We start from the raw sequence: 25,906 nt of genomic DNA, 5'->3' as shown, positions 1-25,906 counted from the left end.
GGGATCACATCCGCTTGAGGACCGCCTGTTTGGCCAGCGTGAACTCCTCGTCCGTCAGCACACCCGTGCGGCGCAGCTCGCCGAGCTCGCGCAGACGGCGCAGGAGGGCGTCGTGGCCGTCCTCGGTGGACGCGACCGGACCGGAGGGCAGTTCCGGTCGTCCCTCGCGTGCGTCCCGTACGTCCGTGGGGGCCGCCCTGGCCGGGTGAGGAAGCCGGGCCTGGACGGCCGCCGCGACCAGGGCCATCAGCGGGTCCTTCTTGAAGCCCCACAGCTCCACCGAATTGGGGTCGTACTTCGGGGGCGCCTTGGTGGGGGCGTTCCTCACGCTGAAGCGGAGACAGCCGTTCTCCAGGCCGACCGCCGGGATCCACTCCACCGCGTCGAGGTCGGTGACGGCGAGGGTGCGGATGCCGGCGGCGGCCTTGGCGTCCTCCGTCTTCCAGTTCCACTCCAGCCGGACGCGCTCGCCGTCGAAGCTGGCGGTGCCGTCCCCGGCGGACACGGACAGCGGGACGGCCGGGCCCGGCAGCAGATACCCGGCGACCGGCGCGGACGGGACCTGGTCGAGCAGCAGGGCGTTCCTGACCTCGTCCACGAAGTACTCGGCGACGCCGTAGCGGTCGGACTCGACGAACAGCTGGTACGGGTCGTTGGGCTCGGTCAGCCGGCCGCCGGTGGCGTGCAGCAGCGGGTCGGCGCCGTCGCGCAGCCGTAACCTGAGCCGCCCGGCCTTGCGGCCCTGCTCGAACGAGACGCCTGCCAACGCGCCCAGCGGGACGACCAGTTCACCCAAGGTCTTGCGGAACAGACTGACGTTCTTGTCGCGCCCCGGGGTCAGCCGCAGGGCGTCGCCGTCGAAGGTCCAGGTGCCGTCCTTCTGGATGATTTCCGCCATGGGCAAAGTCTGGCATTCCAGTAGTGGTACTCCCTGTGACGGACCTGTGTGCCTGTGTGGCCGGCGAGGCAGAGGGGTGGACTCCCGGACCACTGCCCCCGCAGAGTGGTCTCTACCAATTTCAGGGCTGGAGGGAGCTAGATGTGAGACCGCACCACAGACCGACTCCCCGTGTGACCCGACTGCTCGGCTCGCTGCTGCTGGTCGCGGCGGCCGGTTCCTTCGCCGTGGGGGCGACCCCCGTGCCGCCTTCGGAGTCCGAGGCCGACACACGACGGCTCGGTGAGGTCGTCCCGGCGCCCGCCTCGGTCGAGCCGGGCGGATCGCCGTACCGCATCACCCGCGCCACCCGCATCCGCGTCGACGACTCCCGTGCGGTCCGCCGTATCGGCGAGTACGTCGCGGACGTCCTGCGCCCCTCGACCGGCTATCCGCTGCCGGTCACCTCCCAGGGCAAGGGCGGCATCCAACTGCGCCTGGCCAAGGGGCCGTTCGGTGCCGAGGGCTATCGCCTCGACAGCGGTGCCAAGGGTGTCACCATCACCGCCGCCCAGCCCGCGGGCCTCTTCCACGGCGTCCAGACCCTGCGCCAGCTCCTCCCGGCCGCCGTCGAGAAGGACTCGGTGCAGCCGGGCCCATGGCTTGTCGCGGGCGGCACGATCAAGGACACCCCGCGCTACGGCTGGCGCGGCGCGATGCTGGACGTGTCCCGGCACTTCTTCACCGTCGACCAGGTCAAGCGGTACGTCGACCAACTCGCCCTGTACAAGGTCAACAAGCTGCATCTGCACCTGAGCGACGACCAGGGCTGGCGGATCGCCATCGACTCCTGGCCGCGCCTCGCCCCGTACGGCGGCTCCACACAGGTCGGCGGCGGCCCCGGCGGTCACTACACCAAGGCCGACTACCAGGAGATCGTCCGGTACGCCGCCTCCCGCTATCTGGAGGTCGTCCCCGAGATCGACATGCCGGGCCACACCAACGCGGCCCTCGCCTCCTACGCCGAGCTCAACTGCGACGGCGTGGCGCCGCCGTTGTACACCGGCACCGAGGTCGGCTTCAGCTCGCTGTGCGTGTCGAAGGAGATCACGTACGACTTCGTGGACGACGTCATCCGGGAGCTCGCCGCGCTCACGCCGGGCGGGTATCTGCACATCGGCGGGGACGAGGCGCACTCCACGAGTCACGAGGACTATGCGAAGTTCATGGACCGGGTGCAGCCGGTCGTCGCCGAGTACGGGAAGACCGTGGTGGGCTGGCATCAGCTGACCGGGGCGACGCCCGCGAAGGGGGCGGTGGCTCAGTACTGGGGGCTCGACGGCACGAGCGCCGGGGAGAAGGAGCAGGTCGCGGCGGCCGCGCGCAACGGGACCGGGATCGTGCTGTCGCCCGCCGACCGGATCTACCTCGACATGAAGTACACGGCGGACACTCCGCTGGGGCTGGACTGGGCCGGTCTGGTCGAGGTGAAGCGGTCGTACGACTGGGATCCCGGCACCTACCTTCCGGGTGTGCCCGCTTCGGCGATCCGCGGGGTCGAGGCACCGATGTGGACGGAGACGCTCACGAAGTCCGCGGACATCGAGTACATGGCCTTCCCGAGGCTGGCGGGCGCGGCGGAGCTGGGGTGGTCGCCGGCGGCCACGCATGACTGGGACCGGTACAAGGTGCGGCTCGCGGCGCAGGGGCCGCGGTGGGAGGCACTGGGGATCGACTACTACCGCTCGCCCCAAGTGCCCTGGCGCTCCGCTGACTGAAGGGGCGCGACAGGCCACCGGACATGCGGACGGGCGCCCGGGGGACCGTACCCCGGGCGCCCGTCTGTCTCCGGGTCAGAACCCGGCGATCGGGTTCTTCAGGTTGCCGACGAGCTGCAGTGCGCCCGCCGGGTCGGCCAGGTCCACCATCTGCTTGTTGTTGCGCAGCTGGAGCCGGTTGAGGCAGGACAGCGCGAACTCCGGGGCGAACATGTCGTACTGCCGGAACTTGTCGGCGAGTTCGGGCAGCGAGGCCTGGTACTCGCGGGTGATGTCCGCGACCGTCCGCCAGAAGTCGTCCTCCTCCACGATTCCCTCGGCGGCGAGGTTCGCGGCGAGGAAGCGGAAGAAGCAGTCGAAGACGTCCGTGAAGATCGAGAGGAGCTTCTTCTCCTCCGGCACGTCCACGCGCAGTCGCTCGACCGTCGGCGGCAGCACCGCGTCGACGTCCATGACCGCGATCTCCTCGGCGATGTCCTTGTAGATCGCGCGCTCCACGGCGCCGTCCTTCAGGACGAGGATCACGTTCTCGCCGTGCGGCATGTAGACCAGGTCGTAGGCGTAGAAGCTGTGCAGCAGCGGGGTGAAGTACGCCGTCAGATAGCGGCGCAGCCACTCCGTGGGCGCCAGGCCCGACTGCTCGATCAGGGCGCCGGCGAACGACTTCCCCTCGTGGTCGACGTGGACGAGGGAGGCCATCGTCGCCAGCGACTCGCCGTCCTGGAGGGAGCCCACCGGGCTCTCCCGCCACAGTGCCGCCAGCATCTTGCGGTACGGCGAGTAGCGGTCGGTCGCCGCCTCGTACTCCAGGTGCCGGTAGCCGACGGCCGCGCGCTCGCGGATGACCGACAGGCCCGTCGACTTCAACACCGGGTCGTTGTCGATGAGTTGGGCGAGCCAGTCGTTGATCGCCGGGGTCGCCTCCATGTACGCGGCCGAGAGTCCGCGCATGAAGCCCATGTTGATGACGGACAGGGCCGTCTTCACGTAGTGCTTCTCGGGGTGCGAGGTGTTGAAGAAGGTCCGGATGGACTGCTGGGCCAGGTACTCGTCGTCGCCCTCACCGAGGCAGACCAGGTGCCGGCGGGCGATCTCGGCGGCGAAGGTGACGGAGAGCTTGTTCCACCACTGCCAGGGGTGGACGGGGATGAAGAGGTAGTCGGCCGGGTCGAGGCCCTCGGCGGTGAGCGTCTCGTGGAAGCGCTCGACGGTCTCCGCGCCCAACTCGTCCCGTACGAAGGACTCGTACTCGATCCCGACACCGGCCGTGAACGCGGCGCGCGAGCGGTGCGCGGCCAGCCACACCAGACGGACCGGGCTCGCCGTCTCCGGGGCGTACGACAGGTACTCGTGGATGCCGAAGCCGAGCCGTCCGTTGTTGGCGACGAAGCAGGGGTGACCCTCGGTCATGCCGGTCTCGATGGCCTGGAAGTCCGAGCGGACGAGCTCGGCGACCGGGAGCTGCGGCTTGGTGAGCTTGTAGCAGGTGCCGGAGAGGGTGGAGGAGATCTCCTCCAGGTAGACCGGCAGGATCTCGTCGCTCAGGCCCAGCGCCTTCTTCAGCTCGATGAAGAAGGCCAGCGCGGCGAGGGGGCGGTCGACGCCGTCTCGGTGACGGGAGATCGAGTCGGCGTCGACCTGCCAGTGGTCGAGGGCGCGGCGCGTGGCGGTGAACCCGTAGCGGGTCAGACCGTCGTCGCTGCGGACCTCGAAGCGGCCGTCGGCGGTGGCCTCCGGCGTGATGAGCCGCTCGTGGGCGAACTCGGCGAGGGCTTTGCGGATGAGGAGGCGGTTGGCCTGCTCCCAGCGCTCGGGGGAGAGGTGGGCGACCGCGTCGGCGAGCGTCATGCCGTCACCGCCGTCGCCGCGAGGCTGCGCTGGATTTCAAAGAATTGCTCCCGGGTGCAGAAGCTCAGCAACGCCATTTTCTCCGGCTTCCGGATCTCGCGCTCGGGCACGAACCCGACGGCCTCGTTGAGGGCGTGGACGGCCGTGTTGGAGACGTCCGGCTCGACGACGACACGTTCCACGGCAGGGTCCTCGAAGAGGTGCGCCATGACCGCCGTGATGACGGACCGGGTGAAGCCGCGCACGGGGGTGTCGGTCGCGGGAGTCAGGAAGTGCATGCCGACGTCGCCCGGCCGCGGGTCGTACAGGCCGACCAGTTCGCGGTGGGCGGGGTCGTACCTCTCCATGAGGAAGGCGGGGACGCCGTACGCGTCGAGGCCCAGCAGCGCGTGGTGGTGCTCGTCGGCGGCTATCTCCATGTACGCGCGCTCGACGTCCTCCAGTTTCGCGTCCTGCATCATCCAGAACGCGGCCTTGGGGTGGGTGACCCAGCTGTGCAGCAGCTCGGCGTCCTTGAGCGGGTCGAGCGGGCGGAAGGCGAAGGTGTGGGGGGTGGTCATACGGAGAACTCCTGGAACGCGATGGTCTTCTCGACCGGGTAGTACTCGGTGCCGAGCAGCTCACGGATGATGTAGGCGTTGCGGTACGCACCCATGCCCAGGTCGGGCGAGGTGATGCTGTGGGTGTGCACACCGGCGTTCTGCAGGAAGACGCCGCGGCCCGTGGTGTCGATCGAGTAGTTGCGGGCGACGTCGAAGTTGCCCTGCGTGTCGTAGCGCAGCCGGTCCTTGACGGGCGTCAGGAACTCCGGCTCGGCGTACTTGTAGCCGGTGGCCAGGACCAGGCCCTGCGTCTGCAGGTCGTAGTCCTTCTCCTGCTCCTCCTGGCGGAAGGAGAGGGTGTACGTGCCGTTCTCGTACTCCGCGCTGTTCAGCGAGGAGTTGGTGAGCAGCCGTGTGGGGACGGGCCCGCCGAGGTTCTTCTGGTAGAGCAGGTCGAAGATCTCGTTGATGAGATCGCCGTCGATGCCCTTGAACAGGCCCTTCTGCTGGGCCGTGAGCCGGTAGCGGGTGGCTTCCGGCAGCTCGCGGTAGTAGTCGATGTACTCCGGGGAGGTCATCTCCAGCGTGAGCTTGGTGTATTCGAGCGGGAAGAAGCGCGGGGAGCGCGTCACCCAGTTCAGCCGGTAGCCGTACACGTCGACCTCGGCGAGGAGGTCGTAGTAGATCTCGGCGGCGGACTGCCCGGAGCCGACGATCGTGATCGAGTCCTTCTTCTGGAGCTCCGCCTTGTTCTGCATGTAGCGGGAGTTGTGGAAGAAGTCGCCGCCGAGGCCCTGGACGGCCTGCGGGTGGTGCGGGGAGGTGCCGGTGCCGAGGACGAGCCGGCGGGCGCGGTAGGTGTCGCCGGCCGTGGTCGTCACGACGTACAGGTCGTTCTCGTACGTGACCTCCGCGACCGTCGTGCTGAAGCGGACGCTGCTCAGCTTGTTCGCGGCCCAGCGGCAGTAGTCGTCGTACTCGACGCGCAGCGGGTAGAAGTTCTCGCGGATGTAGAACGAGTACAGCCGGCCCTTCTCCTTCAGGTAGTTCAGGAAGGAGTACGGCGAGGTCGGGTCCGCCAGCGTCACCAGGTCCGACATGAACGGCGTCTGGAGGTGGGCGCCTTCGAGGAACATGCCGGCGTGCCACTCGAAGTCGGGCTTCGATTCCAGGAAGACACCGTCGAGTTCGTCGATGGGCTCGGTCAGACAGGCGAGGCCGAGGTTGAACGGGCCGAGCCCGATGCCCACGAAGTCATGGGTTTTTGTCGGGTTTTCAGGACGCGCGGTCAAGGGACTCTCCCAGGTACTGCTCGGCGTGGCCGGCTATCAGGTCGAGGACGGCGGCGATGTCGTCGGTCGTCGTCTCGGGGTTGAGCAGGGTGAACTTCAGGTAGTGGCGGCCCTGGACCTTGGTGCCCGCGACCACCGCGTCCCCGGAGGCGAACAGGGCCTTGCGGGCGTACAGGTTGGCGCGGTCGATCTCGGCCGGGTCGGTCACGGCGGCGGGGATGTAGCGGAAGACGAGGGTGGAGAGCGTGGGCTGGACGACCACGTCGTAGCGCGGGTCGGCGGCGAGGAGCTGCCAGCCCTCGACGGCCAGGTCGCACACCTCGTCGAAGAGCTGCCCGATACCGTCGGCGCCCATCACCCGCAGGGTCATCCACAGCTTGAGGGCGTCGAAGCGACGGGTGGTCTGCAGGGACTTGTCGACCTGGTTGGGGATGCGCTCGGTGACCATACGGCGGGGGTTCAGATACTCCGCGTGGTAGGTCGCGTGGCGCAGGGTGGCCGCGTCCCGGACCAGCACGGCGGACGAACTCACCGGCTGGAAGAAGGACTTGTGGTAGTCGACGGTGACCGAGTCGGCGCGCTCGATGCCGTCGATGCGGCCGCGGTGCTTCACCGAGGCGAGCAGTCCGCAGCCGTAGGCGGCGTCGACGTGCATCCAGGTGCTGTACTGCTCGCACAGCTCGGCGATCTCGGGCAGCGGGTCGATGGAGCCGAAGTCGGTGGTGCCGGCGGTGGCGACGACGGCCATGGGGACGAGGCCGTCCGCCTTGCAGCGCTCCAGCTCGTGGGCGAGCGCGACGGTCTGCAGGCCCTTGTTCTGGTCGACCGGGATGGTGACCACGGCGTCCTGGTCGAGGCCCAGCAGTTTCGCGGACTTCTTCACGCTGAAGTGGCTGACCTCGGAGGCGAAGATACGCAGTTTCGCGAAGGAGTCCGTCTTGGCCTCCTCGCGGGCGAGGAGCAGGGCCTGGAGGTTGGACTGGGAGCCGCCGGAGGTGAACACGCCGTCGGCGTTCGGTCCGAGGCCGATCCGTGCGTTCGTCCAGTCGATCAGTTTGCGCTCGATGAGGGTGCCGCCGGCCGACTGGTCCCAGGTGTCCAGGGAGGAGTTGACCGCGGAGAGGATCGCCTCGCCGAGCACCGCCGGTATGACGACCGGGCAGTTGAGGTGGGCGAGGTAGCGCGGGTGGTGGAAGTAGACCGCGTCGCGGAGGTAGACGTCCTCCAGCTCGTCGAGGGCCGCGGCGGTGTCGAGCAGCGGCTTGTCGAGGTCGATCGCGTCGATCGTCGGGGCGAGGGCGTCGACGGTGACACCCGTGAACGGACGGTCGGTGGCGGCGAGTTTGGCTGCCACCCGCTCTACTCCTTCGGTCACGGAGCGGCGGTACTGCTCCGCGGTCGTGTCATTGAGCAGGTGCGAGCGCATGGTGGGGGTCCTCCGGGGGGAGCAGTCCGTGCGGGTCGGACGGGGGTGGGGACGCGATTCTCGATCTCGCTTCGCGTTACTTAGGTTAGCCTAACCTAAGTAACTCAAGGTAAACGCGGCATCAGCCGTGACTACGGTCACTCCGGCCGCAGTCGGCCCTGCCGGCACAGCAGTCACCGCCGTACGCAGGGGAGTCGGGCGTACAGCGGTGGGTGTCGCTCGGCGGGTTACTCCGCGGCGCGGAGCTGCTCCTCGGTCAGCCCCTGGCGCCAGTAGCCGACGAAGGTGACGCTGCGGCGGTCGATGCCCCGCTCGCCCACGAAGTGCCGGCGCAGCGCCTTGATGTGGCTGGACTCGCCGGCGATCCAGACGTAGGGGCGCTCGGCAGGCGGGAGTTGGGCGTCGCGGATGGCGCCGAGGGCCATGGGGGTGGGGGCACCTCCCACGCCCTTAAGGCGGTGGGGGATCTCGGCGCCAAGCTCCTGGTGGTCCCGCACGAGCCAGGTGACCTCGGCGTCGGCCTCGGTCACCAGGTCCTGGACGTCCCCGGCGTGCTGCACCTCCAGCCAGACCCGGGCCCGGGTACCGGCGGGCAGCGACTCGACGATCGCGGAGGCGGCGGGTACGGCGGTCTCGTCACCCCAGATGACGACCAGGTCGGTGTCCTCGGCGGGTCGGAACCGGATCGCCCGGTTGTCGGCGACGGCGGGGCCGAGCAGCAGGACGCGGTCACCGGCGGCGGCCCGGGCGGCCCAGCGGGAGGCGGGCCCGGCCGGGGTGGCCGCGTCGGGCTCGACGCCGTGCAGGACGAAGTCGATGTCGATCTCGTCGGGGTCGCGCCTCAACTGGCGAAGTGTGTACGACCGCATCACGGCCCGTACGTTGTCGGGGAGTTCACGCCACGCCTGCCACCAGCTGTCACCGAGCTCGATCGGCACCGCGGGCTCGGTCTGCCCCGGGTGCGGCAGGAACAACGACAGCGACTGGTCGCACCCGTCGGAGCAGAACTCCCGCAACTCGTCCCCGCCGAAGGTGACCCGGACCAGGGACGGCCCGAGCGACCGCGTCCGTACGACCTGGAGAGAGAAGAAACGGAACGGGGTGGCTACGGCCGTGGTCATGAGGGTGCTCCTGTGACGAGGGGGAGGGGAGCTTGCCTGTCTTTAGGGGCGCGGGGCTGCATCAATGTGCGGCTCCGCCGCGTGGGCGCGACCAGCCACGACGGACCCGCAGCTCCCCACCGGCGTCAGCTACTAGCTGACCTTCTTCGCGTTCTCAAGAGCCTCGGCGAGGGTCTCGAGCAGCGGCGTGACCTTGTCGTACGACAGGATCGGCTCGGGCGAACGGGAGACGACCTGCCCCGCCTTCACGGCAGGCAGCTTCTTCCACGTGGCCTCGGTGATGTCGGCCGGCTGGATCGTCGCGGACCGGTCGTCCATCATGATGATGTCGGCCTTGTACTTGTCGACGTTCTCCCAGCTCAGGCTCTCGTACCAGCCGCCACCCTTCGCCTTGGCCTTCTCCGAGGGCTCGACGAAGTTCACGCCGAGGGCCTTGAAGTACTCCAGGTCGATGGAGAGGTTGGTGCCGGAGACGTAGAAGATGTCCTGGCTGGCGGAACCGGCCAGCACCTTGATCTCGGGCTTCGCCTTCGCGGCGGCGCGCAGCCGGGTGGCCGCGGCCTCGAACTTCTTCTTGGCGTCGGTGACGGAGGCGGCCGTCATGTCGGCGCCCAGCGACTCCGCGAGCTCCCACACGCGCTGCAGCGGCTCGGTGATCTGGCGGTCGTAGACGGAGATGCCGACGCTCGGGGCGAGCTTGGCGATCTTGTCCGCGGAGGCCGCGGGGACGTACCAGAGGGTGCCGGCGTCGTCGAACATCGTGGTGATGAGGACGTCCGGGGCGAGGGCGGCGTACTTCTCGACGTTGAACTGGTCCCACACGTTGCCGAGGATCTCGACCTTGGAGATGTCCATGTCGCCGGCCTGCACGTCGGCCTTGCCGTCGGTGGTCTTGGTCGGGCCGAAGACGCCCTTGACCGAGATGCCGTAGTCGTACAGCGCGGCGGCGACACCGGTGAACGCGACGATGTTCGCGGGGATCTTGTCGAGCTTCACCTCGGTGCCACGGTCGTCCTTGAACGTCCAGGGACCGGACTTCTTCGCGGCGGTCGTCTCCGTGTCTGAGCCACCGCTTTTCGCGTCGTCGTCGCCGCAGGCTGCGAGCACGGCACCGAGTCCGAGGGCGCCGCCCGCGGCGAGGATGCCGCGGCGGGTGAGGTGGGTGGCTCTGGCGTTGGACATGTGTGTGGCTGCTTTCGAACGGGGCGGATCGCCCGCCGGGCAAGTTCGAATGTAGGTTAGCCTAACCTCAGATCTTGTCCAGGGGTCGGGCCCCTTTGATCGGAAGCTGTGAGGGCCCTGTGGTGTGGGCTGTCGGGGTTCGTGCGACCCAACCCCCTTGAAATCAATGCCTGTTGGGCGACTTTGACTCCGGGTCAGGACGATGCCGGAGGCGCCGCCGCTCCCCGGTCCCACCGTCCACGGGCCGAACCCCGATCCGCAGTAAAGTCCGGGGAATGCTGAGAACCAAGGTCAGCGTCATCGTCCCTGTCCACAACACCGGGAAATACCTCGACGAGTGCGCGACCTCGCTGCTGGGACAGAGCCTCCCCGCCGATGAGTACGAGGTCATCTACGTCGACGACGGTTCGACGGACGACACCCTGGGCCGACTGGAGAAGCTCGCGGCCGCACATCCGAACGTCCAGGTGCACACCCGGCCGAACTCGGGATGGCCGGGGGCTCCGCGCAACCACGGCATACGGCATGCCAAGGGTGAGTACATCCAGTTCGTCGACCACGACGACACGCTCGGGCCCGAGGCCCTGGAGCGGCTGTACGAGCACGCGAAGCGGAACGACGCCGACGTGGTGATCGGCAAGATGTCCAGCACGATAGTGCGACCCCGGCGGCTGTTCCGGCACACGGTGGACACCTGCACGATCGAGAACGACGAGCTCATGCAGAGCATGTCGCCGCACAAGATGTTCCGGCGGGCCTTCGCCGAGGAGCACGGACTGCGGTTCCCCGAGGGGCCCTGGATTCTGGAGGACCTGCTCTTCGTCAGCGCCGCCTATCTCAAAGCGGAGCGGATCTCGGTCCTCGCCGACTACCCCGCCTACTACTGGATGAAGCGGGACGACGGCGGCAACAACACCCGGCACCGGTTCAACCCGCGGCACGGATTCTGGTCCAACTGCCGCACCGTCGTCCGCCAGATCAAGGACGGGACCACTCCCTCCGACGACATCGGCGCACTCCAGAACCGGCTGCTGCACCGCCTCTACCACATCGAGATCCTCTCCCGGGCCCGTGAGCCCGAGATCCTGCGCGAGGACCCGGCCGAGCAGCGGCAGCGGTTCGAGGCGGCCCGGGAGCTGGCGCTGGCGGAGTTCCCGGCGGCCGTGCGGGAAGGCCTGCCTGCCGTGTCCCGGCTGCGGGCCGAGCTGCTCGAGGGCGGTGACTTCGCCGGGGCGCAGGCCCTCGCCGAGCGGATCCGCGACATCAGGGCCCGCAGCCGCGTCGGTGGACTGCGGTGGGAGGACGGCCGCCTCGTCGGCGACGTCACCCTCGATCTGCTGCGCGGCGACGGCGAGCCGCTCGTCCTCGTCGAGCGGGACGGGAAGCGGTGGCTGGACCCCACGCTGCTCGACGGCGTCCCGGGAACGCAGGACGGCTGGGAGGTCCGCGACCCCTTCCGGCTGGCGTACGCGGAACTGGTCGTCAAGGACCGGGACCGTGAGGACTGGTGGTACCCGGAGGGCGAACTGGAGGTGCGGCTGAAGCCTCTCGGAAAGGGGCGGTTCCAGCTTGTCGCGTCCGGGCGGCTGCGCCTCGACCCGGAGCGGCTGGCCGGCGGCCGGCCGCTGCAGCGCGGGGTCCACGACGTGTGGGCGTACGTCCAGCTGCTGGGCGTCGAGCGGATACTGCGCGTCACCGGGGACGGCGAGCCGGGCGTCCCGGCCGTGGGGCCGGCGTTGACCGGCGGGCGCCTGTCCCTCCCGTACTGGACGGTCAGGGGTCAACTCGCCCTGGACGTGGACCAGCGCCAGCGCCGGCTCGGTCCCGACACGGCGGACCTCGTCGCCGCGAACCCCGCGCGCGCCCGGCGGTCGCTCGGACTGCCGTACATGGTGGCGGCGCCCGGCGACCCGATGCCCGTCGAGGTCACCGTGTCCACCCTGACGATCGCGGCCGAACTGCTCCCCGGCGCCGACGGAACGGCACGGCTGCGCCTGCCCGCAAGCCTCAGCAAGCTCCCGGACGGACGCCACCCGGTCACCCTCCCGAAGGCGGACACCCCGGTCGCGTACGCCGAGGTCCGCGACGGCACCCTGCTGCGGCTGGAGGGCCCGGCCCACGAGGCCGGCAGGGGCCGCCGGTTCCTGGACGCGGTCGGCGACCACCGTCAGGTCCGGCGGGTGCGGCGGCGCCTGGGCAGGTAGTGCAGTGCCGACCCGCCCTCGGCGGGTCGGCCCGCGCTCAGCCGACCAGCCCCAACTCCCGCGCGATCAGCATGCGCTGCACCTCGCTCGTGCCCTCCCCGATCTCCAGGATCTTGGAGTCCCGCCACATGCGGGCCACCGGGTATTCGTTCATGAAGCCGTAGCCGCCATGGACCTGCGTGGCGTCCCGGGCGTTGTCCACCGCGATCGTCGACGAGTAGAGCTTCGCGAGGGCCGCCTCCTTCTTGAAGGGCTCGCCCGAGACCAGGCGGGAGGCCGCGTCGCGCCAGGCGAGGCGGGCCGTGTGGGCCTTCATCTCCATGTCGGCGATCTTGAACTGGATGGCCTGGTTCGCACCGATCGGCCGGCCGAAGGCGTGCCGCTCCTTCGCGTACTTCACCGACTCGTCCACACAGCCCTGCGCCAGCCCCGTCGCCAGCGCCGCGATCGCGATGCGGCCCTCGTCGAGGATGCGCAGGAACTGGGCGTACCCACGGCCCTGTTCGCCCAGGAGGTTCGCCGCGGGGACCCGGACGTCCGCGAAGGACAGCTCACGCGTGTCCGAGGCGTTCCAGCCGACCTTGGAGTAGGGGGCCGCCACCGTGAAGCCGGGGGTGCCCGACGGGACGATGATCGAGGAGATCAGCGGCTTGCCGTCCGGCTTGCGGCCCGTCACCGCCGTCACGGTCACCAGACCCGTGATGTCCGTGCCCGAGTTGGTGATGAAGCACTTCGTGCCGTTGATCACCCACTCGTCCGTCTCCGGGTCCAGCCGGGCCGTCGTACGCGTCGCCCCCGCGTCACTGCCGCCGTCCGGCTCCGTCAGGCCGAACGCGCCCAGGATCTCGCCCGAGCAGAGCCGGGGGAGCCACTCCTGCTTCTGTGCCTCGGTTCCGTAGAGGTGGAGCGGCATGGCGCCCAGCGACACCCCCGCCTCCAGGGTGATGGCGACCGAGGAGTCGACCCGGGCCAGTTCCTCCAACACCACGCCCAGCGCCAGGTAGTCGCCGCCCATGCCGCCGTACTCCTCCGGGAAGGGCAGGCCGAACAGGCCCATGCGGCCCATCTCGCGGACGATCTCGTACGGGAACTCGTGGTGCTCGTAGTACTCGCCGATCTTCGGCGCCACGACGTCGTGCGCGAACGCCTCGACCGTACGGCGGAGTTCTTCGAGTTCGGGGGAGAGTCGGTGGTCCATTGCGGTCACTGCTCCTTGTGGGACAGGGCTCGTACGGTGCGGGACGGGCTGGGTCGGCCCAGTTGTTCGGCCATCCAGACGCTGGTGGCGACGAGACGGTCGAGGTCGACTCCGGTGTCGATGCCGAGTCCCCGCAGCATCCACACGAGGTCTTCGGTGGCGAGGTTGCCGGTGGCCGACTTGGCGTACGGGCAGCCGCCGAGGCCGCCCGCGGAGGCGTCGACCGTGGTGACGCCGTGCTGGAGCGCGGCGTAGGTGTTGGCGAGGGCCTGGCCGTAGGTGTCGTGGAAGTGCACGCCCAGCAGCTCCACGGGGACGCCGTGGCCGGTCAGTTCGGTCAGCAGGGCCCGGACGTGGCCCGGCGTCGCCACGCCGATCGTGTCGCCCAGGCTCAGCTCGTCGCAGCCCATGTCCAGCAGCGTCCGGCAGACGTCCACCACCTGCGGTACGGGGACCGGGCCCTCCCACGGGTCGCCGAAGCACATCGACAGATAGCCGCGGACATGGACGCCGGCCTCCTTCGCCCGGGTCACCACCGGCGCGAACATCGCCAGCGCCGCGTCCATCGTGCGGTTGAGGTTGGCCTTGGCGAAGGACTCGCTGGCGCTCGCGAAGACGGCGACACGGGTCGCCTTCAGTGCCAGGGCGCGGTCCAGGCCGCGTTCGTTCGGCACCAGGACCGGGAGGTCCACCGGGAGGCCGGCGATCTGCGGGAACAGCTCCTCGGCGTCGGCCAGTTGGGGCACCCACTTCGGGTGGACGAAGCTGGTGGCCTCGATCGTCGTCAGGCCCGCGTCGGCGAGGCGGCGGATGAACTCCGCCTTGACCTGCGTCGGGACGGTGCCCTTCTCGTTCTGCAGGCCGTCGCGCGCGCCGACCTCGTGGATGCGGACCCGGGCGGGCAGGCCCTTCTCCGGTACGACCATGGGCAGTGCCAGGGGGTGTGTCATTCCGTCGCCTCCTCGTGAGGTGCGATCACTGCGAGCACCTGGTCCATGGCGACCGTCGAGCCCGGTGCCACGTCCAGTTCGGCGACCGTGCCGGCGTGCGGGGCGGAGATGACGTGCTCCATCTTCATCGCCTCCACCACCAACAGGCTCTGGCCCGCGGTCACTTCGTCCCCCACGGCGACCTTCACCACCGTCACCGTCCCCGGCATGGGCGCGGTGAGCGAGTCGGCGCCCGCGTGCGCGGACCCGGTGAGCGAGGCGGCCACCGGGTCGTGGTCGCGCACATGCCAGGCGTCGCCGTCGCGGCCCACCCAGTCGGCGGCCCGGTGGAAGGTGTGGCGTACGCCGTCGAGGGTGACGCAGACCCGGTCCTCCGTGACGGTGGCGGTTCCGCGCGGGGCGTACTCCACCGGGTCCTGCACCCGCAGATGGAAACCGACGGGCTTCGGGGTCCCGCCCAGGCGCCAGCCGCTCGGCACCGAGAACGGGTCCGTCCAGCCGTCGCCCCGCGGGCGCAGGGCGTCCAGCCGTACCGCCGCCGCCGCCTCGTACACCTCCTCCGGCACGTCGACCGCGACGAGCCCCGCCACCTCCCGCTCCACCAACCCGGTGTCCAACTCGCCCGCCACGACCGCCGGATGGCCCAGCAGCCGCCGAAGGAACCCGGCGTTCGTCTGCACGCCCAGCGTGACCGTCCCGGCGAGGGCGGCCCGGAGCTTGCGGATCGCGGTCGCGCGGTCGGGGCCGTACGCGATCACCTTGCTCAGCATCGGGTCGTACAGGCTGCCGACCTCGGTGCCCTCGCTGAGCCCGGAGTCGGTGCGGACGCCGTCGCCCTGCGGCTCGGACAGCCTGAGGACCGTGCCGCCGGAGGGGAGGAACCCGCGGGAGGGGTCCTCCGCGCAGATACGTGCCTCGATGGCGTGCCCGGTGAGCGTGATGTCGTCCTGCTCGTAGGGGAGTGGTTCGCCCGCCGCGACCCGCAGCTGCCACTCCACCAGGTCGAGGCCGGTGATGAGCTCGGTCACCGGGTGCTCCACCTGGAGGCGGGTGTTCATCTCCATGAAGTAGTACGACGAGGGATCGCCGCCCGGCACGATGAACTCCACCGTGCCCGCGCCCCGGTAGCCGCAGGAGCGGGCCGCCTGCACCGCCGCCTCGCCCATCGCGGCGCGGGTTTTCTCGTCCAGGAGGACGGAGGGCGCCTCCTCGATGATCTTCTGGTGGCGGCGCTGGAGGGAGCACTCGCGTTCGCCGAGGTGGACGACGTTGCCGTGGCCGTCCGCCAGGACCTGGATCTCGATGTGCCGGGGCCGGTCGACCCACCGCTCGACCAGGAGGGTGTCATCGCCGAAGGAGGTGCGGGCCTCGCGGCGGGCGGCGGCGATCTCGTCGTCCAGGAGGTCGAGGTCGCGGACCAGGCGCATACCCTTGCCGCCACCGCCGGCGGAGGGCTTCAGCAGGACCGGGGCGCCCAGGGCGCGGGCGGCTTCCGCCAGTTCGGGGTCACGGCCGCCGGGGACCACGGGGACGCCCGCCGCCTCGACCGTCTCCTTGGCGCGGATCTTGTCGCCCATGAGGGCGATGGCGTCGGCGGGCGGCCCGATGAAGACCAGCCCCGCGTCGGCGCAGGCGCGCGCGAAGGCGGCGTTCTCCGCGAGGAAGCCGTACCCGGGGTGCACGGCCTGGGCGCCGGTCCGGGCGGCCGCCTCCAGCAGCCGCTCGACGGAGAGATAGCTCTCGGACGCCGGGGCCGGACCGATCCGTACGGCGGTGTCGGCCTCCCGGACGTGCCGGGCGTCGGCGTCCGCGTCGGAGAAGACGGCGACGCTCCGCACCCCCATCGAGCGCAGGGTGCGGATGACGCGGACCGCGATCTCGCCCCGGTTGGCGACAAGCACTGTGTCGAACATCGTCTTGGAGTCCCTCACATCCGGAAGACGCCGAACTGGGGATCACCCAGCGGCGCGTTGGCGCAGGCGGTCAGGGCCAGTCCCAGCACCTGACGGGTCTCCAGGGGATCGATGACCCCGTCGTCCCACAGGCGGGCCGTCGCGTAGTAAGCGTTCCCCTGACGCTCGTACTGCGCACGGATCGGGTCCTTGAAGGTCTCTTCCTCCGCGGCGGCCCATTCCTCGCCGCGCGCCTCCAGCTGGTCCCGCTTGACGGTCGCGAGGACCGACGCGGCCTGCTCGCCGCCCATGACCGAGATCTTGGCGTTGGGCCACATCCACAGGAAGCGGGGGGAGTAGGCCCGGCCGCACATGGAGTAGTTGCCGGCGCCGTACGACCCGCCGACGACGACGGTCAGCTTGGGCACGCGCGTGCAGGCGACGGCGGTGACCATCTTGGCGCCGTGCTTGGCGATGCCGCCCGCCTCGTAGTCCTTGCCGACCATGAAGCCGGAGATGTTCTGGAGGAAGAGCAGCGGGATGCCGCGCTGGTCGCACAGCTCGATGAAGTGGGCGCCCTTCTGGGCGGACTCGGAGAAGAGGATGCCGTTGTTGGCGACGATGCCGACCGGGTGGCCGTGGATCCGGGCGAACCCGGTGACGAGGGTCTGCCCGAACTCGGCCTTGAACTCCGAGAAGCGGGAGCCGTCGGTGACGCGGGCGATGATCTCGCGGACGTCGTAGGGGGTGCGGGAGTCGACGGGGACGGCGCCGTACAGCCCGTACGGGTCGGCCTTGGGTTCCTCCGCCGGCTCCACGGACCAGGGCATCGGCCCGCGCGGGGGCAGGGTCGCGGCGATGTTCCGCACGATGCGCAGGGCGTGGGCGTCATCTTCGGCGAGGTGGTCGGTGACACCGGAGATCCGGGAGTGCACCTCGCCGCCGCCCAGCTCCTCGGCGGTGACGACCTCACCGGTGGCGGCCTTCACCAGCGGAGGTCCGCCGAGGAAGATCGTCCCCTGGTTCCGGACGATGACCGCCTCGTCGCTCATGGCGGGCACGTACGCCCCGCCGGCGGTGCAGGACCCGAGGACGGCGGCGATCTGCGGAATGCCCGCGCCGGACATCCGGGCCTGGTTGAAGAAGATCCGCCCGAAGTGCTCACGGTCCGGGAAGACCTCGTCCTGCATCGGCAGGAAGGCGCCCCCGGAGTCCACGAGATAGAGACAGGGGAGCCGGTTCTCGAGGGCGACCTCCTGGGCCCGCAGATGCTTCTTCACGGTCATCGGGTAGTACGTGCCGCCCTTGACGGTCGCGTCATTGGCGACGATCACGCACTCGCGCCCGCTGACCCGTCCGATCCCGGCGATGACACCGGCGGCCGGGGCCTGGCCCTCGTACATCCCGTCGGCGGCGAGGGGGGCGAGCTCCAGGAAGGGGGAACCGGGATCGAGGAGGTGGTCGACCCGGTCCCGCGGCAGCAGCTTGCCGCGCGCGGTGTGCCGGGCACGTGCCTTCTCGCCGCCGCCGAGCCGGGCGGCGGCGAGCTTGTCGCGCAGCTCCTCGACGAGCTTTCGGTGGCCCCGCTCATTGGCCCGCCAGGCCTCCGACGCGGGGTCCGCCGCGCTGTGAAGCTCCGGTGCCTGATGCATCCCGCGATCCCCTCACCTTGTTAATGAGCGTTAACGTATGTCCTTCAGGTTAACGAGCGCTAACCTCCCTGTCTAGAATTGCCTCCATGGCCACCAGAACCGACGCCCCCACCCGCCGCGAGCAGATCCTCAAGGAAGCCGCCCGACTCTTCGCCGAGCGTGGTTTCCACGGCGTCGGCGTGGACGAGATAGGCGCCGCGGTCGGCATCAGCGGACCCGGGCTGTACCGCCACTTCCCGGGCAAGGACGCGATGCTCGCCGAGCTGCTGGTGGGGATCAGCGAGCAGCTGCTCAGGGGGGCGAGGCACCGGCTGGCGGAGGTCGACGGGGGCTCGGCGGAGGACGTCCTCGACTCGCTGGTCGAGGGTCACATCGACTTCGCCCTGGACGACCGGCCCCTGATCACGCTCCACGACCGGGAGCTGGACCGGCTGAGGGACAGCGACCGCAAGCTCGTACGCCAGCTTCAGCGGCAGTACGTCGAGCTGTGGGTGGAGGTGGTGCGCGAGGTGTACCCGGTCCTGACGGAACCCACGGCCCGCTCGGCGGTGCACTCGGTGTTCGGTCTGCTGAACTCGACCCCGCATCTCGGCCGCCCGGGGTCCCTGCCGGGCCGCGGTGCCATGGCCGAGCTGCTGCACCGCATGGCCAGGGGGGCGTTCGAGGCGGCGGGGACGGAGTGACCCGCCGGCGGGGGGCGATGGGTGGCTCGCCCTCCGCCGACGGGACAGGTCGTCGCGTGAACGGCCACGACCCGGTCGGTGAAGCAGAGCCGGACCGGCATCCCCTCCTCGTCGACCCGGTGTGATCATGGTGCCGAGTCGGCCGCCCCGATGGCCAGGGGGAGCACGTCCCGTCTCGGCGTGGGACATCCGTCACACCGATGACCAGGAATGACGCAGACGTCTCGGGACAAGCCTGGGAGGGTGGAACAGGCCGTCACGGGGGTGGGTGCCATGAGCGGACGGGAGTTGGCCACCGCGCTGCGAGCTCTGAAGGACCGCAGCGGGCTCGGCTACCGGGCGCTGGGACAGCGGGTCTTCATCAGCGGCTCCACCCTGCACCGGTACTGCACCGGCCTGGGGGTGCCGGGGGACTACGACATCGTCCTGCGGTTCGCCAAGGAGTGCGGGGCGGAGCCCGCCGAGCTCATCGACCTGCTGCGGTACTGGGAGGCGGCGACGGAGCAGGGGGCGGATTCCGGTCTCCCCGCGGCCGTGCCCGCCGCGTCCGCCGTGTCCGTCGCGCCGGCCGGGGCGGAGAGCTGGGCCCAGGCGCCGTTGCCGGTCGCCCCCGAGATGTTCGGTGTGACGATGAACAGTTTCAGCGGGGTCATGCCGTCGTTCCGGGTGGGCGCGGTGCGGTTGTGGGACAGCGAGACCCGCTGGTCCCAACTGGAGTCCGCGCGGGGCGTGTTCGACTTCTCCACCCTCGACCGGCTGCTCGACGGCGCCGAACGGCAGGGCCTGCCGGTGACCTTCGTCTTCGGCGGCACGCCCGGCTGGGCCGCCCCCGACGGCCGCAAGGCCGCGTACCGGGAGGACTGCCGGGCCGCCCCGCCGGACGACCTGGCCGACTGGGACGCCTTCGTCCACGCCGTGGTGCGGCACGCGGGTCACCGTATCGACGCGTACGAGCCGTGGATCACGGCCAACCACGGGCACCACTACAACGGCAGCGTGGAGACGCTCGTCGAGATGACGCGGCGCGCGAGCCGCATCATCCGGCGGCACCGCCCGGACGCGACCGTGGTCTGTCCCTCGGTCACCGACCTGTGGGACGACGCGTCGCACGCGTACCTGCTCCGCTTCGCCGAGGCGGGCGCCTACCAGTACTGCGACGCGGCGGCCGTCAACCTCTTCCAGCGCGGCGTCACCGATCCGCCGGAGACCATGCTGGAGATCGTGCGGAAGGTCGAACGGACCTTCCAGCTCGCGGGGTACCACCTGCCGCTGTGGAGCACGGGGACCACGCAGATGATCCAGCTGAACGACCCGCTGGACCCGGACACCGCGGCGAACCACGCGGTCCGCTTCTATCTGACGGGGCTGTACTCCAGGATCGTGGAGCGGATGTACTTCTACGCCTGGGGGAACAGCAAGATCCCCCTTGTCGTCCAGGCCGAGGGCCAGGCCCCCACCAAGGCCGGCCGCCATGTCGAACGGCTCCAGCGGTGGCTCGCCCACGCCGAGATCCGCTCCTGCGGTCGCGGCCCGGAGATCGGGCTGCCCGAGAACGTCTGGCAGTGCGAGGCCCTGACCCCCGGTCCCGTCCGCATCCGCTGGACCCTGTCCGGCACGGCGACCGTCCCGGCGGGCGCGGGCGCGTACCGCGTCGAACACCTCGACGGCACCACCCGCGAGACCGGCCCCGAGGACGCCGTACGGCTCACCGAAGAGCCACTGCTCGTCCGGTACCGCTGAGCCGGCGTGACGAGCGTTACGGGAGTGCGCCTCTGGCGCCTCTCGCTACTGGCCGGTACCGTTAGGTCTGAGCAAGCGCTTAGCCACGGGAGTCCGCAACCAATAATTGAGGCACCCCCACGGCGAGCAACCACATCCGCGAGAGCGGCGCCGGTTTAGGCGCAGAGAGGGGCCGGCGGTGCGCCGTACGGTGTTCAACGAGGATCACGAGGCGTTCCGGGAGACCCTGCGGGCCTTCATCGAGGCCGAGGTCGTTCCCGTCTACGACGAGTGGTTCGCAGCCGGCCAGGCGCCGCGCGACTTCTACTACAAGCTCGCCGAGCTCGGCGTCTTCGGTATCCGCGTCGACGATGAGTTCGGCGGCGCCGGCATCGACTCGTACAAGTTCGAGGCGGTGATGTACGAGGAGACCGCGCGCGCGGGTGTGCAGTTCGGCGGCTCCGGCGTGCACGTCCTGCTCGGACTGCCGTACATCAAGATGCTCGCCACCGACGAGCAGAAGAAGCGCTTCCTGCCGAAGTTCGTCTCCGCCGAGGAGATGTGGGCCCTCGCGATGACCGAGCCGGGCACCGGCTCCGACCTCGCGGGCATGAAGACCACCGCCAAGCTCAGCGAGGACGGCACGCACTACGTCCTCAACGGCTCCAAGACCTTCATCACCGGTGGCGTGCACGCCGACCGCGTGATCGTCTGCGCCCGTACCTCCGCGCCCACGGCCGAGGACCGCCGCCACGGCATCTCGCTCTTCGCCGTGGACACCAAGTCCGAGGGCTACTCCATCGGCCGCAAGCTCGACAAGCTCGGCCTGAAGACCTCCGACACCGCCGAGCTGGCGTTCGTCGACGTGAAGGTCCCCGTCGAGGACCTCCTCGGCGAGGAGAACAAGGGCTTCTACTACCTCGGTCACAACCTGGCCTCCGAGCGCTGGGGCATCGCCTTCGGCGCCTACGCGCAGGCCAAGGCCGCCGTCCGGTTCGCCAAGGAGTACGTCCAGGAGCGCACCGTCTTCGGCAAGCCGGTCGCCTCGTTCCAGAACACCAAGTTCGAGCTGGCCGCCTGCCAGGCCGAGGTGGACGCGGCCGAGGCCGTCGTGGACCGCGCCCTGGAGGCCCTGGACGCGGGCGAGCTGACCCCCGCCGAGGCCGCCAGCGCCAAGCTGTTCGCCACCGAGGTCGCCCACCGTGTGATCGACCGCTGCCTCCAGCTGCACGGCGGCTACGGCTTCATGAACGAGTACCCGATCGCCCGCCTGTACGCGGACAACCGCGTCAACCGCATCTACGGCGGCACCAGCGAGATCATGAAGACGATCATCGCCAAGGACATGGGCCTGTAAGGCTCCCGAAATTACTGACCAGTAGAAATGACTGCATGAGTCAGGCACTACAGGATCTCCTCGATCTGCTCGACCTCGAGCAGATCGAGGAGAACATCTTCCGCGGCCGGTCCCGGCCCGCCATCGTCCCCCGTGTCTTCGGCGGGCAGGTCGCGGCGCAGGCGCTCGTCGCCGCGGGGCGGACGGTCCCCGAGGACCGCCTCGCCCACTCCCTCCACGCGTACTTCCTGCGCATGGGGGACCCGGGCGCCCCCATCGTGTACACGGTCGACCGCATGAACGACGGCCGCTCCTTCACCACCCGCCGCGTGGTCGCGGTGCAGCACGGGCAGCCCATATTCGCCCTGTCGGCGTCCTTCCAGAAGTACGAGGAAGGCTTCGACCACCAGACCCCGATCCCGGCCGCCCCCGACCCGGCCACCCTCCCCACCTCGCAGGAGCGGCTGCGCGGTTACGGCCACATCGCCCCGGACGTCATCGAGAAGTTCCTCGAGGCCCGCGAGGCGATCGACCTGCGCTACGTCGACGAGCCGCCGTACGGCAAGTTCGGCGAGCCCCGCGAGCCGCACTCCCAGGTCTGGTTCCGCACCAACGGCAAGCTGGCCGACGACCCCCTGTTGCACGTCGTCCTCGCCACCTACGTCTCCGACATGACCCTCCTCGACTCGGTCCTGCTCGCGCACGGCCGCGGCGGCTGGGCGGTCAACGACGTCGTGGGCGCCTCCCTCGACCACGCGATGTGGTTCCACCGGCCCTTCCGCGCCGACGAGTGGCTCCTGTACGACCAGGAGTCGCCGTCCGCGTACGGCGGCCGCGGTCTCGGCCAGGCCCGCATCTACACACAGGACGGACGGCTCGCCATCTCGGTGATCCAGGAAGGCGTCGTCCGCGCACCCCGGCAGCACTGATCGGCCACATTGATCGGCAACACTGAGGGGCATGGCGCAAGCAGCGGACTCAGCGGATCAGCACGGCGGCGGCGAGTCGACCTTCACGGTCGTCGTCGCCGCCGTCGCCAATCTCGGGATCGCGGTCGCCAAGGCCGTGGCCGGTGTCATCAGCGGATCGAGCGCGATGCTGTCGGAAGCGGCCCACTCGGTCGCCGACACCGTCACCGAGGTACTGCTCCTCACCGCCCTCAAACGGAGCGAGAAACCCGCCGACGAGGAGCATCCGCTGGGCTACGGGCCCGAGCGGTACATCTGGGCGATGCTCGCCGCCGTCGCCACCTTCGTCGGCGGCGCGGTCTTCTCGCTCTACGACGGGATCCACACCCTCGTCGCGGGCGAGGAACTCGGCGACCCGCTCGTGTCGTACGTCGTGCTGGGCGTCGCCTTCCTGCTGGAGGGCTACTCGCTGCGCACGGGACTGAAGCAGGCACGCGGCGAGGCGGCCCGCTTCCGGGCGCCGATCAGGACCTATCTGCGGCACACCCCCGACACCGCGGTGAAGGCCGTGGTCCTCGAGGACTCCGCCGCGCTCATCGGACTCGTGCTCGCCGCCGGCGGACTGCTCGGCGGCCAGCTCACCGGCTCCGGCGGCTGGGACGGCATCGCCTCGCTGCTCATCGGTCTGCTGCTGCTCTACGTGGCGTGGGTCCTCGGCCGCTCCAACGCCGAGCTCCTCGTCGGCCGGCCGCTCCCCGGGCCGATGCGGGAGCGGATCCGGGCCGAGTTGCTGGCCGTGGCGGAGATCGAGGCCGTACTCGAACTGACGACCCTCGTGCAGGGTCCGCGCGAGGCCCTCGTCGCCGCCAAGGTGGACTTCCGGGACGTCTCCACGGCGGCCGAGATCGAGTGGGCCTGCGAGCGGGCCGAGCAGCGGCTGCGGGCGGTGTTCCCGGGAGTGAGCCGGGTGTATCTGGACCCGACGCCTACGCCAGGCCTGCCTCCGCCAGAAGGTATGCCGTCAGCGGGTCGTAATAGCGAGGACTGAGGACGTGGTCGTCGAGGGGGACCGTCACCTGGACGGTGCCCTCGGCCTCGGCGAGGAAGAGCGCCGGGTCGTTGGAGTCGGCGTAACCGAGGGAGTCGACGCCGTGCTGACCCGCGTAACCCGCCCACCCGTGGTCCGCGACCACCAGGTCCGGCAGCGGACGGCCCTCGCGCTCGAGTCCCGTGAGGATCGCCTTCATCGGCTCGCCGGAGTGGGTGTGCCACAGCGTGGCGCCGTGCTCCAGGACCGCCACGTCCGCGAACTGCATGACGTAGCCCTCGTCCGTCTGGAGCCCCTCCGGGATGACGACGATCTCGCAGCCGGCGGTCCGCAGCGCGGCGGCGGTGGAGTGGTGCACCTCGAGGAGGCCGCCCGGGTGGCCGGTGGCGAACAGGACGCGCTGCTGGCCGTCGGCGGCCTTGCGCAGCCGTGCCGCCATGCGGTCGAGGCCGTCCACGGTCAGCTCGGGGTCGATGGTGTCCTGTCCGTACCGGTACTCCGGGTCGTCGTTGACACCCACCCGCTCCGCCATCACCGCGAGCACGTCCTGCTCGTCGGTCCAGCGGTCGCCGAGCTCCAGGCCGAGCCAGAAGTTGCGGACGCCGTTCGCCAGCTGGCGGTAGTGGGAGAGGTTGTTCTCGCGGGGCGTCGCGACATCGCCCGCGATGCGGGTCCGTACGAGGTGGTCGACGAGCTCGGCGCGGCTGGGAGTCCCGGGTATCGGCATGGTGTCCATTGTGAGGCAGGCGGCTGCGGGCGTGCCGGATGTACCGGACGCTGGGACGCGGGTCACTGTCGCAGTGCGAACCACAACTCCATGCGCACGTCGGGGTCGTCCAGGTCCGTGTCCAGCAGGGACGCGCAGCGGGCGACGCGTTGGCGCACGGTGTTGCGGTGCACGGCCAGCGCCACGGCGGTGCGGTCCCAACTGCCGTGCAGGGACAGCCAGGTGCGCAGGGTGTCGGTGAGAGCCGGAGTGTCCGCGATGGGCGCGAGAAGGGCACGCGCGTGTGCCTCGGCCTCGTCGTGCGGGACGAGGGCGGAGAGGCCGGGGCGGGCACTGTGGCGGACGAGCCCGCTGCGGGTCGCCCGGGCGCGGGCGAGGGCACGGGCGGCCTGGGTGTCCGCGGCCGGCCACTCGTGCGGGCTCGCCGGCGCGCTGACGCCCAGGGTCCAGCCGGGCTGTGGTGGTGCCTCGCGGTCGGCCGGGACGAGGACGCGTACGACGTCCTGCGCGAGGTCGACGAGCGGTGAGCCGAGCGCGGCGCCCAGTGCGGAGGCGGCGACGGCGTCGGGTGCGTGCGCGTCGGGACGGGCGTGCACGACGACCCACCGCTCGGCCCCCAGCAGCACGGCCACCTCCTCCGGCGGGGCGCCCAGCAACAGCCGTACCAGCGCGGACGACCGCGCCGCCCCCGAACCGCTCTGGTGCTCGCCGGTGAGCAGGGAGAGCAGTACGGCGGCGACGGAGGCGATGGTGTGGTCGCCGGGAACGCCCTGGGGCGAGGCGACCCCGAGCACGAACCCCTGGCCGGCACCGAGGGCGTAGGCGGCGAGGTGGGTGTCGGCGACGGTGTCGGTGGCCGTGGCGGAGGAGCGGCTGGTGACGACCTGGGTCAGATGCGCGAGAGCGCTGTTCACGGCGGCTTCGGGGGGCCGTCCCGCCGAGGCGATCTCCGTCCCCTCCGGTCCGTACAGCACCGCCCGTCCGCTCACCCGCTGGGCCAGCTGCCGCAGCACCGAAGGCACCGGGTCCGGTCGTGAGGCCGCCGCCGCCAGGCTCTGCTGGGCCTCCGTCACGCGGCGCAGTTCGGCGAGGCGGGCCTGGGCCATGAGCTGCCAGACCGCGCGGGCCACGCCGGAGAAGGTGGTCCGGGGCGGGACCTCGATGAGCGGGAGCTCGTAGGCGTCGCAGGCCTCCACCAGCGCCCGCGGCACCGTGTCGTGCACCGGTGCCACACCGAAACCGAGGGCCGCGCCGCCCGCCGCCACGATCCGGGCGACGTAGTCGTCGAAGTACGCCCCCGAGCCCGCCGCCTCCGGGACGTGGACGCCGGCCGTCAGCAGCAGCTCGCCGCCCAGCAGATAGGGATACGGGTCCGCCATCTCCGAGGTGTGCGCCCAGTGGATCACCGTGGCGGGATCGGAGGGGCCCGCGATCTGCCGCAGGGCGAGGTCCTCACGGGCCAGGAGGGCCGCGAGGGGCACGGGGGGAGTGGGCGGAACGGAGGGGTCCGGCATGGTGTGCAT

Annotated in this window: 20 protein-coding genes; 7 read left to right on the top strand and 13 right to left on the bottom strand. The window is 70.4% G+C overall.

Annotated features, from left to right (window positions below):
* Positions 1 to 4 precede the first annotated feature (4 nt).
* Entirely contained in the window at positions 5 to 898 is an 894-nt protein-coding gene (locus tag OHU89_RS19465) for a DUF4429 domain-containing protein (RefSeq protein WP_405644561.1), read from the bottom strand.
* 173 nt (positions 899 to 1,071) lie between these two features.
* Here OHU89_RS19465 and OHU89_RS19460 point away from each other — a divergent pair, with 173 nt between their 5' ends.
* Entirely contained in the window at positions 1,072 to 2,655 is a 1,584-nt protein-coding gene (locus OHU89_RS19460) for a beta-N-acetylhexosaminidase (RefSeq protein ID WP_405644559.1), read from the top strand.
* Positions 2,656 to 2,730: 75 nt separating this feature from the next.
* Here OHU89_RS19460 and OHU89_RS19455 read toward each other — a convergent pair whose 3' ends face one another.
* The 6 genes from OHU89_RS19455 to OHU89_RS19430 form a co-directional block, all read right to left on the bottom strand.
* The gene (locus tag OHU89_RS19455; RefSeq protein ID WP_405644557.1) at positions 2,731 to 4,503 is read right to left on the bottom strand and encodes an IucA/IucC family protein; all 1,773 of its coding nucleotides are present in this window, start codon (positions 4,501 to 4,503) and stop codon (positions 2,731 to 2,733) included.
* The gene (locus OHU89_RS19450) at positions 4,500 to 5,063 is read right to left on the bottom strand and encodes a GNAT family N-acetyltransferase (protein ID WP_405644555.1); all 564 of its coding nucleotides are present in this window, start codon (positions 5,061 to 5,063) and stop codon (positions 4,500 to 4,502) included. Before OHU89_RS19450 ends, OHU89_RS19455 begins: the two co-directional genes overlap by 4 nt.
* On the bottom strand, positions 5,060 to 6,337 hold the full coding sequence (locus tag OHU89_RS19445) for a lysine N(6)-hydroxylase/L-ornithine N(5)-oxygenase family protein (RefSeq protein ID WP_405644553.1): 1,278 nt from the start codon (positions 6,335 to 6,337) through the stop codon (positions 5,060 to 5,062). Before OHU89_RS19445 ends, OHU89_RS19450 begins: the two co-directional genes overlap by 4 nt.
* Positions 6,321 to 7,763: a lysine decarboxylase DesA gene (gene desA, locus OHU89_RS19440; protein ID WP_405644551.1), complete on the bottom strand. Its 1,443-nt coding sequence runs from the start codon at positions 7,761 to 7,763 to the stop codon at positions 6,321 to 6,323. The genes OHU89_RS19445 and desA overlap by 17 nt, the downstream gene beginning before the upstream one ends.
* Positions 7,764 to 7,990: 227 nt before the next feature.
* Positions 7,991 to 8,884 carry a siderophore-interacting protein gene (locus OHU89_RS19435; RefSeq protein WP_405644550.1) on the bottom strand — a complete coding sequence of 298 codons (894 nt, stop codon included), beginning with the start codon at positions 8,882 to 8,884 and terminating at the stop codon, positions 7,991 to 7,993.
* Between the two features lie 132 nt (positions 8,885 to 9,016).
* Positions 9,017 to 10,066, bottom strand: a complete 1,050-nt coding sequence (locus tag OHU89_RS19430) for an ABC transporter substrate-binding protein (protein WP_327717261.1) — start codon at positions 10,064 to 10,066, stop codon at positions 9,017 to 9,019.
* 275 nt (positions 10,067 to 10,341) lie between these two features.
* Here OHU89_RS19430 and OHU89_RS19425 point away from each other — a divergent pair, with 275 nt between their 5' ends.
* On the top strand, positions 10,342 to 12,270 hold the full coding sequence (locus tag OHU89_RS19425) for a glycosyltransferase family 2 protein (RefSeq protein WP_405644548.1): 1,929 nt from the start codon (positions 10,342 to 10,344) through the stop codon (positions 12,268 to 12,270).
* 37 nt (positions 12,271 to 12,307) lie between these two features.
* Here the strand turns inward: OHU89_RS19425 and OHU89_RS19420 are convergent, their stop codons facing one another.
* The 4 genes from OHU89_RS19420 to OHU89_RS19405 are packed head-to-tail and all read right to left on the bottom strand — an operon-like array spanning position 12,308 to position 17,962.
* Entirely contained in the window at positions 12,308 to 13,468 is a 1,161-nt protein-coding gene (locus tag OHU89_RS19420) for an acyl-CoA dehydrogenase family protein (RefSeq protein WP_267015809.1), read from the bottom strand.
* Positions 13,469 to 13,473: 5 nt separating this feature from the next.
* Positions 13,474 to 14,418 carry a hydroxymethylglutaryl-CoA lyase gene (locus OHU89_RS19415; RefSeq protein WP_405644546.1) on the bottom strand — a complete coding sequence of 315 codons (945 nt, stop codon included), beginning with the start codon at positions 14,416 to 14,418 and terminating at the stop codon, positions 13,474 to 13,476.
* Positions 14,415 to 16,331: an acetyl/propionyl/methylcrotonyl-CoA carboxylase subunit alpha gene (locus OHU89_RS19410; RefSeq protein WP_405644544.1), complete on the bottom strand. Its 1,917-nt coding sequence runs from the start codon at positions 16,329 to 16,331 to the stop codon at positions 14,415 to 14,417. Before OHU89_RS19410 ends, OHU89_RS19415 begins: the two co-directional genes overlap by 4 nt.
* A gap of 14 nt (positions 16,332 to 16,345) precedes the next feature.
* Positions 16,346 to 17,962, bottom strand: a complete 1,617-nt coding sequence (locus OHU89_RS19405) for a carboxyl transferase domain-containing protein (RefSeq protein ID WP_267015811.1) — start codon at positions 17,960 to 17,962, stop codon at positions 16,346 to 16,348.
* An 86-nt stretch (positions 17,963 to 18,048) separates the two neighbouring features.
* On the opposite strand from OHU89_RS19405, the gene OHU89_RS19400 reads away from it, so the two are divergent.
* The 5 genes from OHU89_RS19400 to OHU89_RS19380 all read left to right on the top strand — a co-directional run bounded on the left by OHU89_RS19400 (position 18,049) and on the right by OHU89_RS19380 (position 23,656).
* A complete protein-coding gene (locus OHU89_RS19400) occupies positions 18,049 to 18,645 on the top strand; it encodes a TetR/AcrR family transcriptional regulator (RefSeq protein ID WP_405644542.1) in 597 nt (198 codons plus the stop codon).
* Positions 18,646 to 18,918: 273 nt separating this feature from the next.
* Positions 18,919 to 20,385, top strand: a complete 1,467-nt coding sequence (locus OHU89_RS19395; RefSeq protein ID WP_405644540.1) for a helix-turn-helix domain-containing protein — start codon at positions 18,919 to 18,921, stop codon at positions 20,383 to 20,385.
* Positions 20,386 to 20,563: 178 nt separating this feature from the next.
* A complete protein-coding gene (locus tag OHU89_RS19390) occupies positions 20,564 to 21,721 on the top strand; it encodes an acyl-CoA dehydrogenase family protein (RefSeq protein ID WP_405644538.1) in 1,158 nt (385 codons plus the stop codon).
* Between the two features lie 35 nt (positions 21,722 to 21,756).
* Positions 21,757 to 22,629 carry an acyl-CoA thioesterase II gene (locus OHU89_RS19385; RefSeq protein WP_266892058.1) on the top strand — a complete coding sequence of 291 codons (873 nt, stop codon included), beginning with the start codon at positions 21,757 to 21,759 and terminating at the stop codon, positions 22,627 to 22,629.
* A 31-nt stretch (positions 22,630 to 22,660) separates the two neighbouring features.
* A complete protein-coding gene (locus OHU89_RS19380) occupies positions 22,661 to 23,656 on the top strand; it encodes a cation diffusion facilitator family transporter (RefSeq protein WP_405644536.1) in 996 nt (331 codons plus the stop codon).
* Here OHU89_RS19380 and OHU89_RS19375 read toward each other — a convergent pair.
* The gene (locus OHU89_RS19375; protein WP_405644534.1) at positions 23,595 to 24,383 is read right to left on the bottom strand and encodes a phosphatase; all 789 of its coding nucleotides are present in this window, start codon (positions 24,381 to 24,383) and stop codon (positions 23,595 to 23,597) included. The genes OHU89_RS19380 and OHU89_RS19375 overlap by 62 nt on opposite strands.
* Positions 24,384 to 24,445: 62 nt before the next feature.
* Positions 24,446 to 25,897: a PucR family transcriptional regulator ligand-binding domain-containing protein gene (locus OHU89_RS19370; RefSeq protein ID WP_405644533.1), complete on the bottom strand. Its 1,452-nt coding sequence runs from the start codon at positions 25,895 to 25,897 to the stop codon at positions 24,446 to 24,448.
* Between the last annotated feature and the right edge of the window lie 9 nt (positions 25,898 to 25,906).

Source organism: Streptomyces sp. NBC_00019 (genome assembly GCF_045041015.1).
Lineage (GTDB): Bacteria > Actinomycetota > Actinomycetes > Streptomycetales > Streptomycetaceae > Streptomyces.
The sequence above is the reverse complement of the archived record's forward strand: the minus strand, read 5'-3'. Positions and strand labels throughout refer to the sequence as shown.

What these genes read in the sequence shown, in the direction of transcription:
- OHU89_RS19465 (WP_405644561.1), bottom strand. Translation starts at nt 898, where the DNA reads ATGGCGGAAATCATCCAGAAGGACGGCACCTGGACCTTCGACGGCGAC.
- OHU89_RS19455 (WP_405644557.1), bottom strand. Translation starts at nt 4,503, where the DNA reads ATGACGCTCGCCGACGCGGTCGCCCACCTCTCCCCCGAGCGCTGGGAG.
- OHU89_RS19450 (WP_405644555.1), bottom strand. Translation starts at nt 5,063, where the DNA reads ATGACCACCCCCCACACCTTCGCCTTCCGCCCGCTCGACCCGCTCAAG.
- desA (WP_405644551.1), bottom strand. Translation starts at nt 7,763, where the DNA reads ATGCGCTCGCACCTGCTCAATGACACGACCGCGGAGCAGTACCGCCGC.
- OHU89_RS19435 (WP_405644550.1), bottom strand. Translation starts at nt 8,884, where the DNA reads ATGACCACGGCCGTAGCCACCCCGTTCCGTTTCTTCTCTCTCCAGGTC.
- OHU89_RS19430 (WP_327717261.1), bottom strand. Translation starts at nt 10,066, where the DNA reads ATGTCCAACGCCAGAGCCACCCACCTCACCCGCCGCGGCATCCTCGCC.
- OHU89_RS19425 (WP_405644548.1), top strand. Translation starts at nt 10,342, where the DNA reads ATGCTGAGAACCAAGGTCAGCGTCATCGTCCCTGTCCACAACACCGGG.
- OHU89_RS19420 (WP_267015809.1), bottom strand. Translation starts at nt 13,468, where the DNA reads ATGGACCACCGACTCTCCCCCGAACTCGAAGAACTCCGCCGTACGGTC.
- OHU89_RS19415 (WP_405644546.1), bottom strand. Translation starts at nt 14,418, where the DNA reads ATGACACACCCCCTGGCACTGCCCATGGTCGTACCGGAGAAGGGCCTG.
- OHU89_RS19410 (WP_405644544.1), bottom strand. Translation starts at nt 16,331, where the DNA reads ATGTTCGACACAGTGCTTGTCGCCAACCGGGGCGAGATCGCGGTCCGC.
- OHU89_RS19405 (WP_267015811.1), bottom strand. Translation starts at nt 17,962, where the DNA reads ATGCATCAGGCACCGGAGCTTCACAGCGCGGCGGACCCCGCGTCGGAG.
- OHU89_RS19400 (WP_405644542.1), top strand. Translation starts at nt 18,049, where the DNA reads ATGGCCACCAGAACCGACGCCCCCACCCGCCGCGAGCAGATCCTCAAG.
- OHU89_RS19395 (WP_405644540.1), top strand. Translation starts at nt 18,919, where the DNA reads ATGAGCGGACGGGAGTTGGCCACCGCGCTGCGAGCTCTGAAGGACCGC.
- OHU89_RS19385 (WP_266892058.1), top strand. Translation starts at nt 21,757, where the DNA reads ATGAGTCAGGCACTACAGGATCTCCTCGATCTGCTCGACCTCGAGCAG.
- OHU89_RS19380 (WP_405644536.1), top strand. Translation starts at nt 22,661, where the DNA reads ATGGCGCAAGCAGCGGACTCAGCGGATCAGCACGGCGGCGGCGAGTCG.
- OHU89_RS19375 (WP_405644534.1), bottom strand. Translation starts at nt 24,383, where the DNA reads ATGCCGATACCCGGGACTCCCAGCCGCGCCGAGCTCGTCGACCACCTC.
- OHU89_RS19370 (WP_405644533.1), bottom strand. Translation starts at nt 25,897, where the DNA reads ATGCCGGACCCCTCCGTTCCGCCCACTCCCCCCGTGCCCCTCGCGGCC.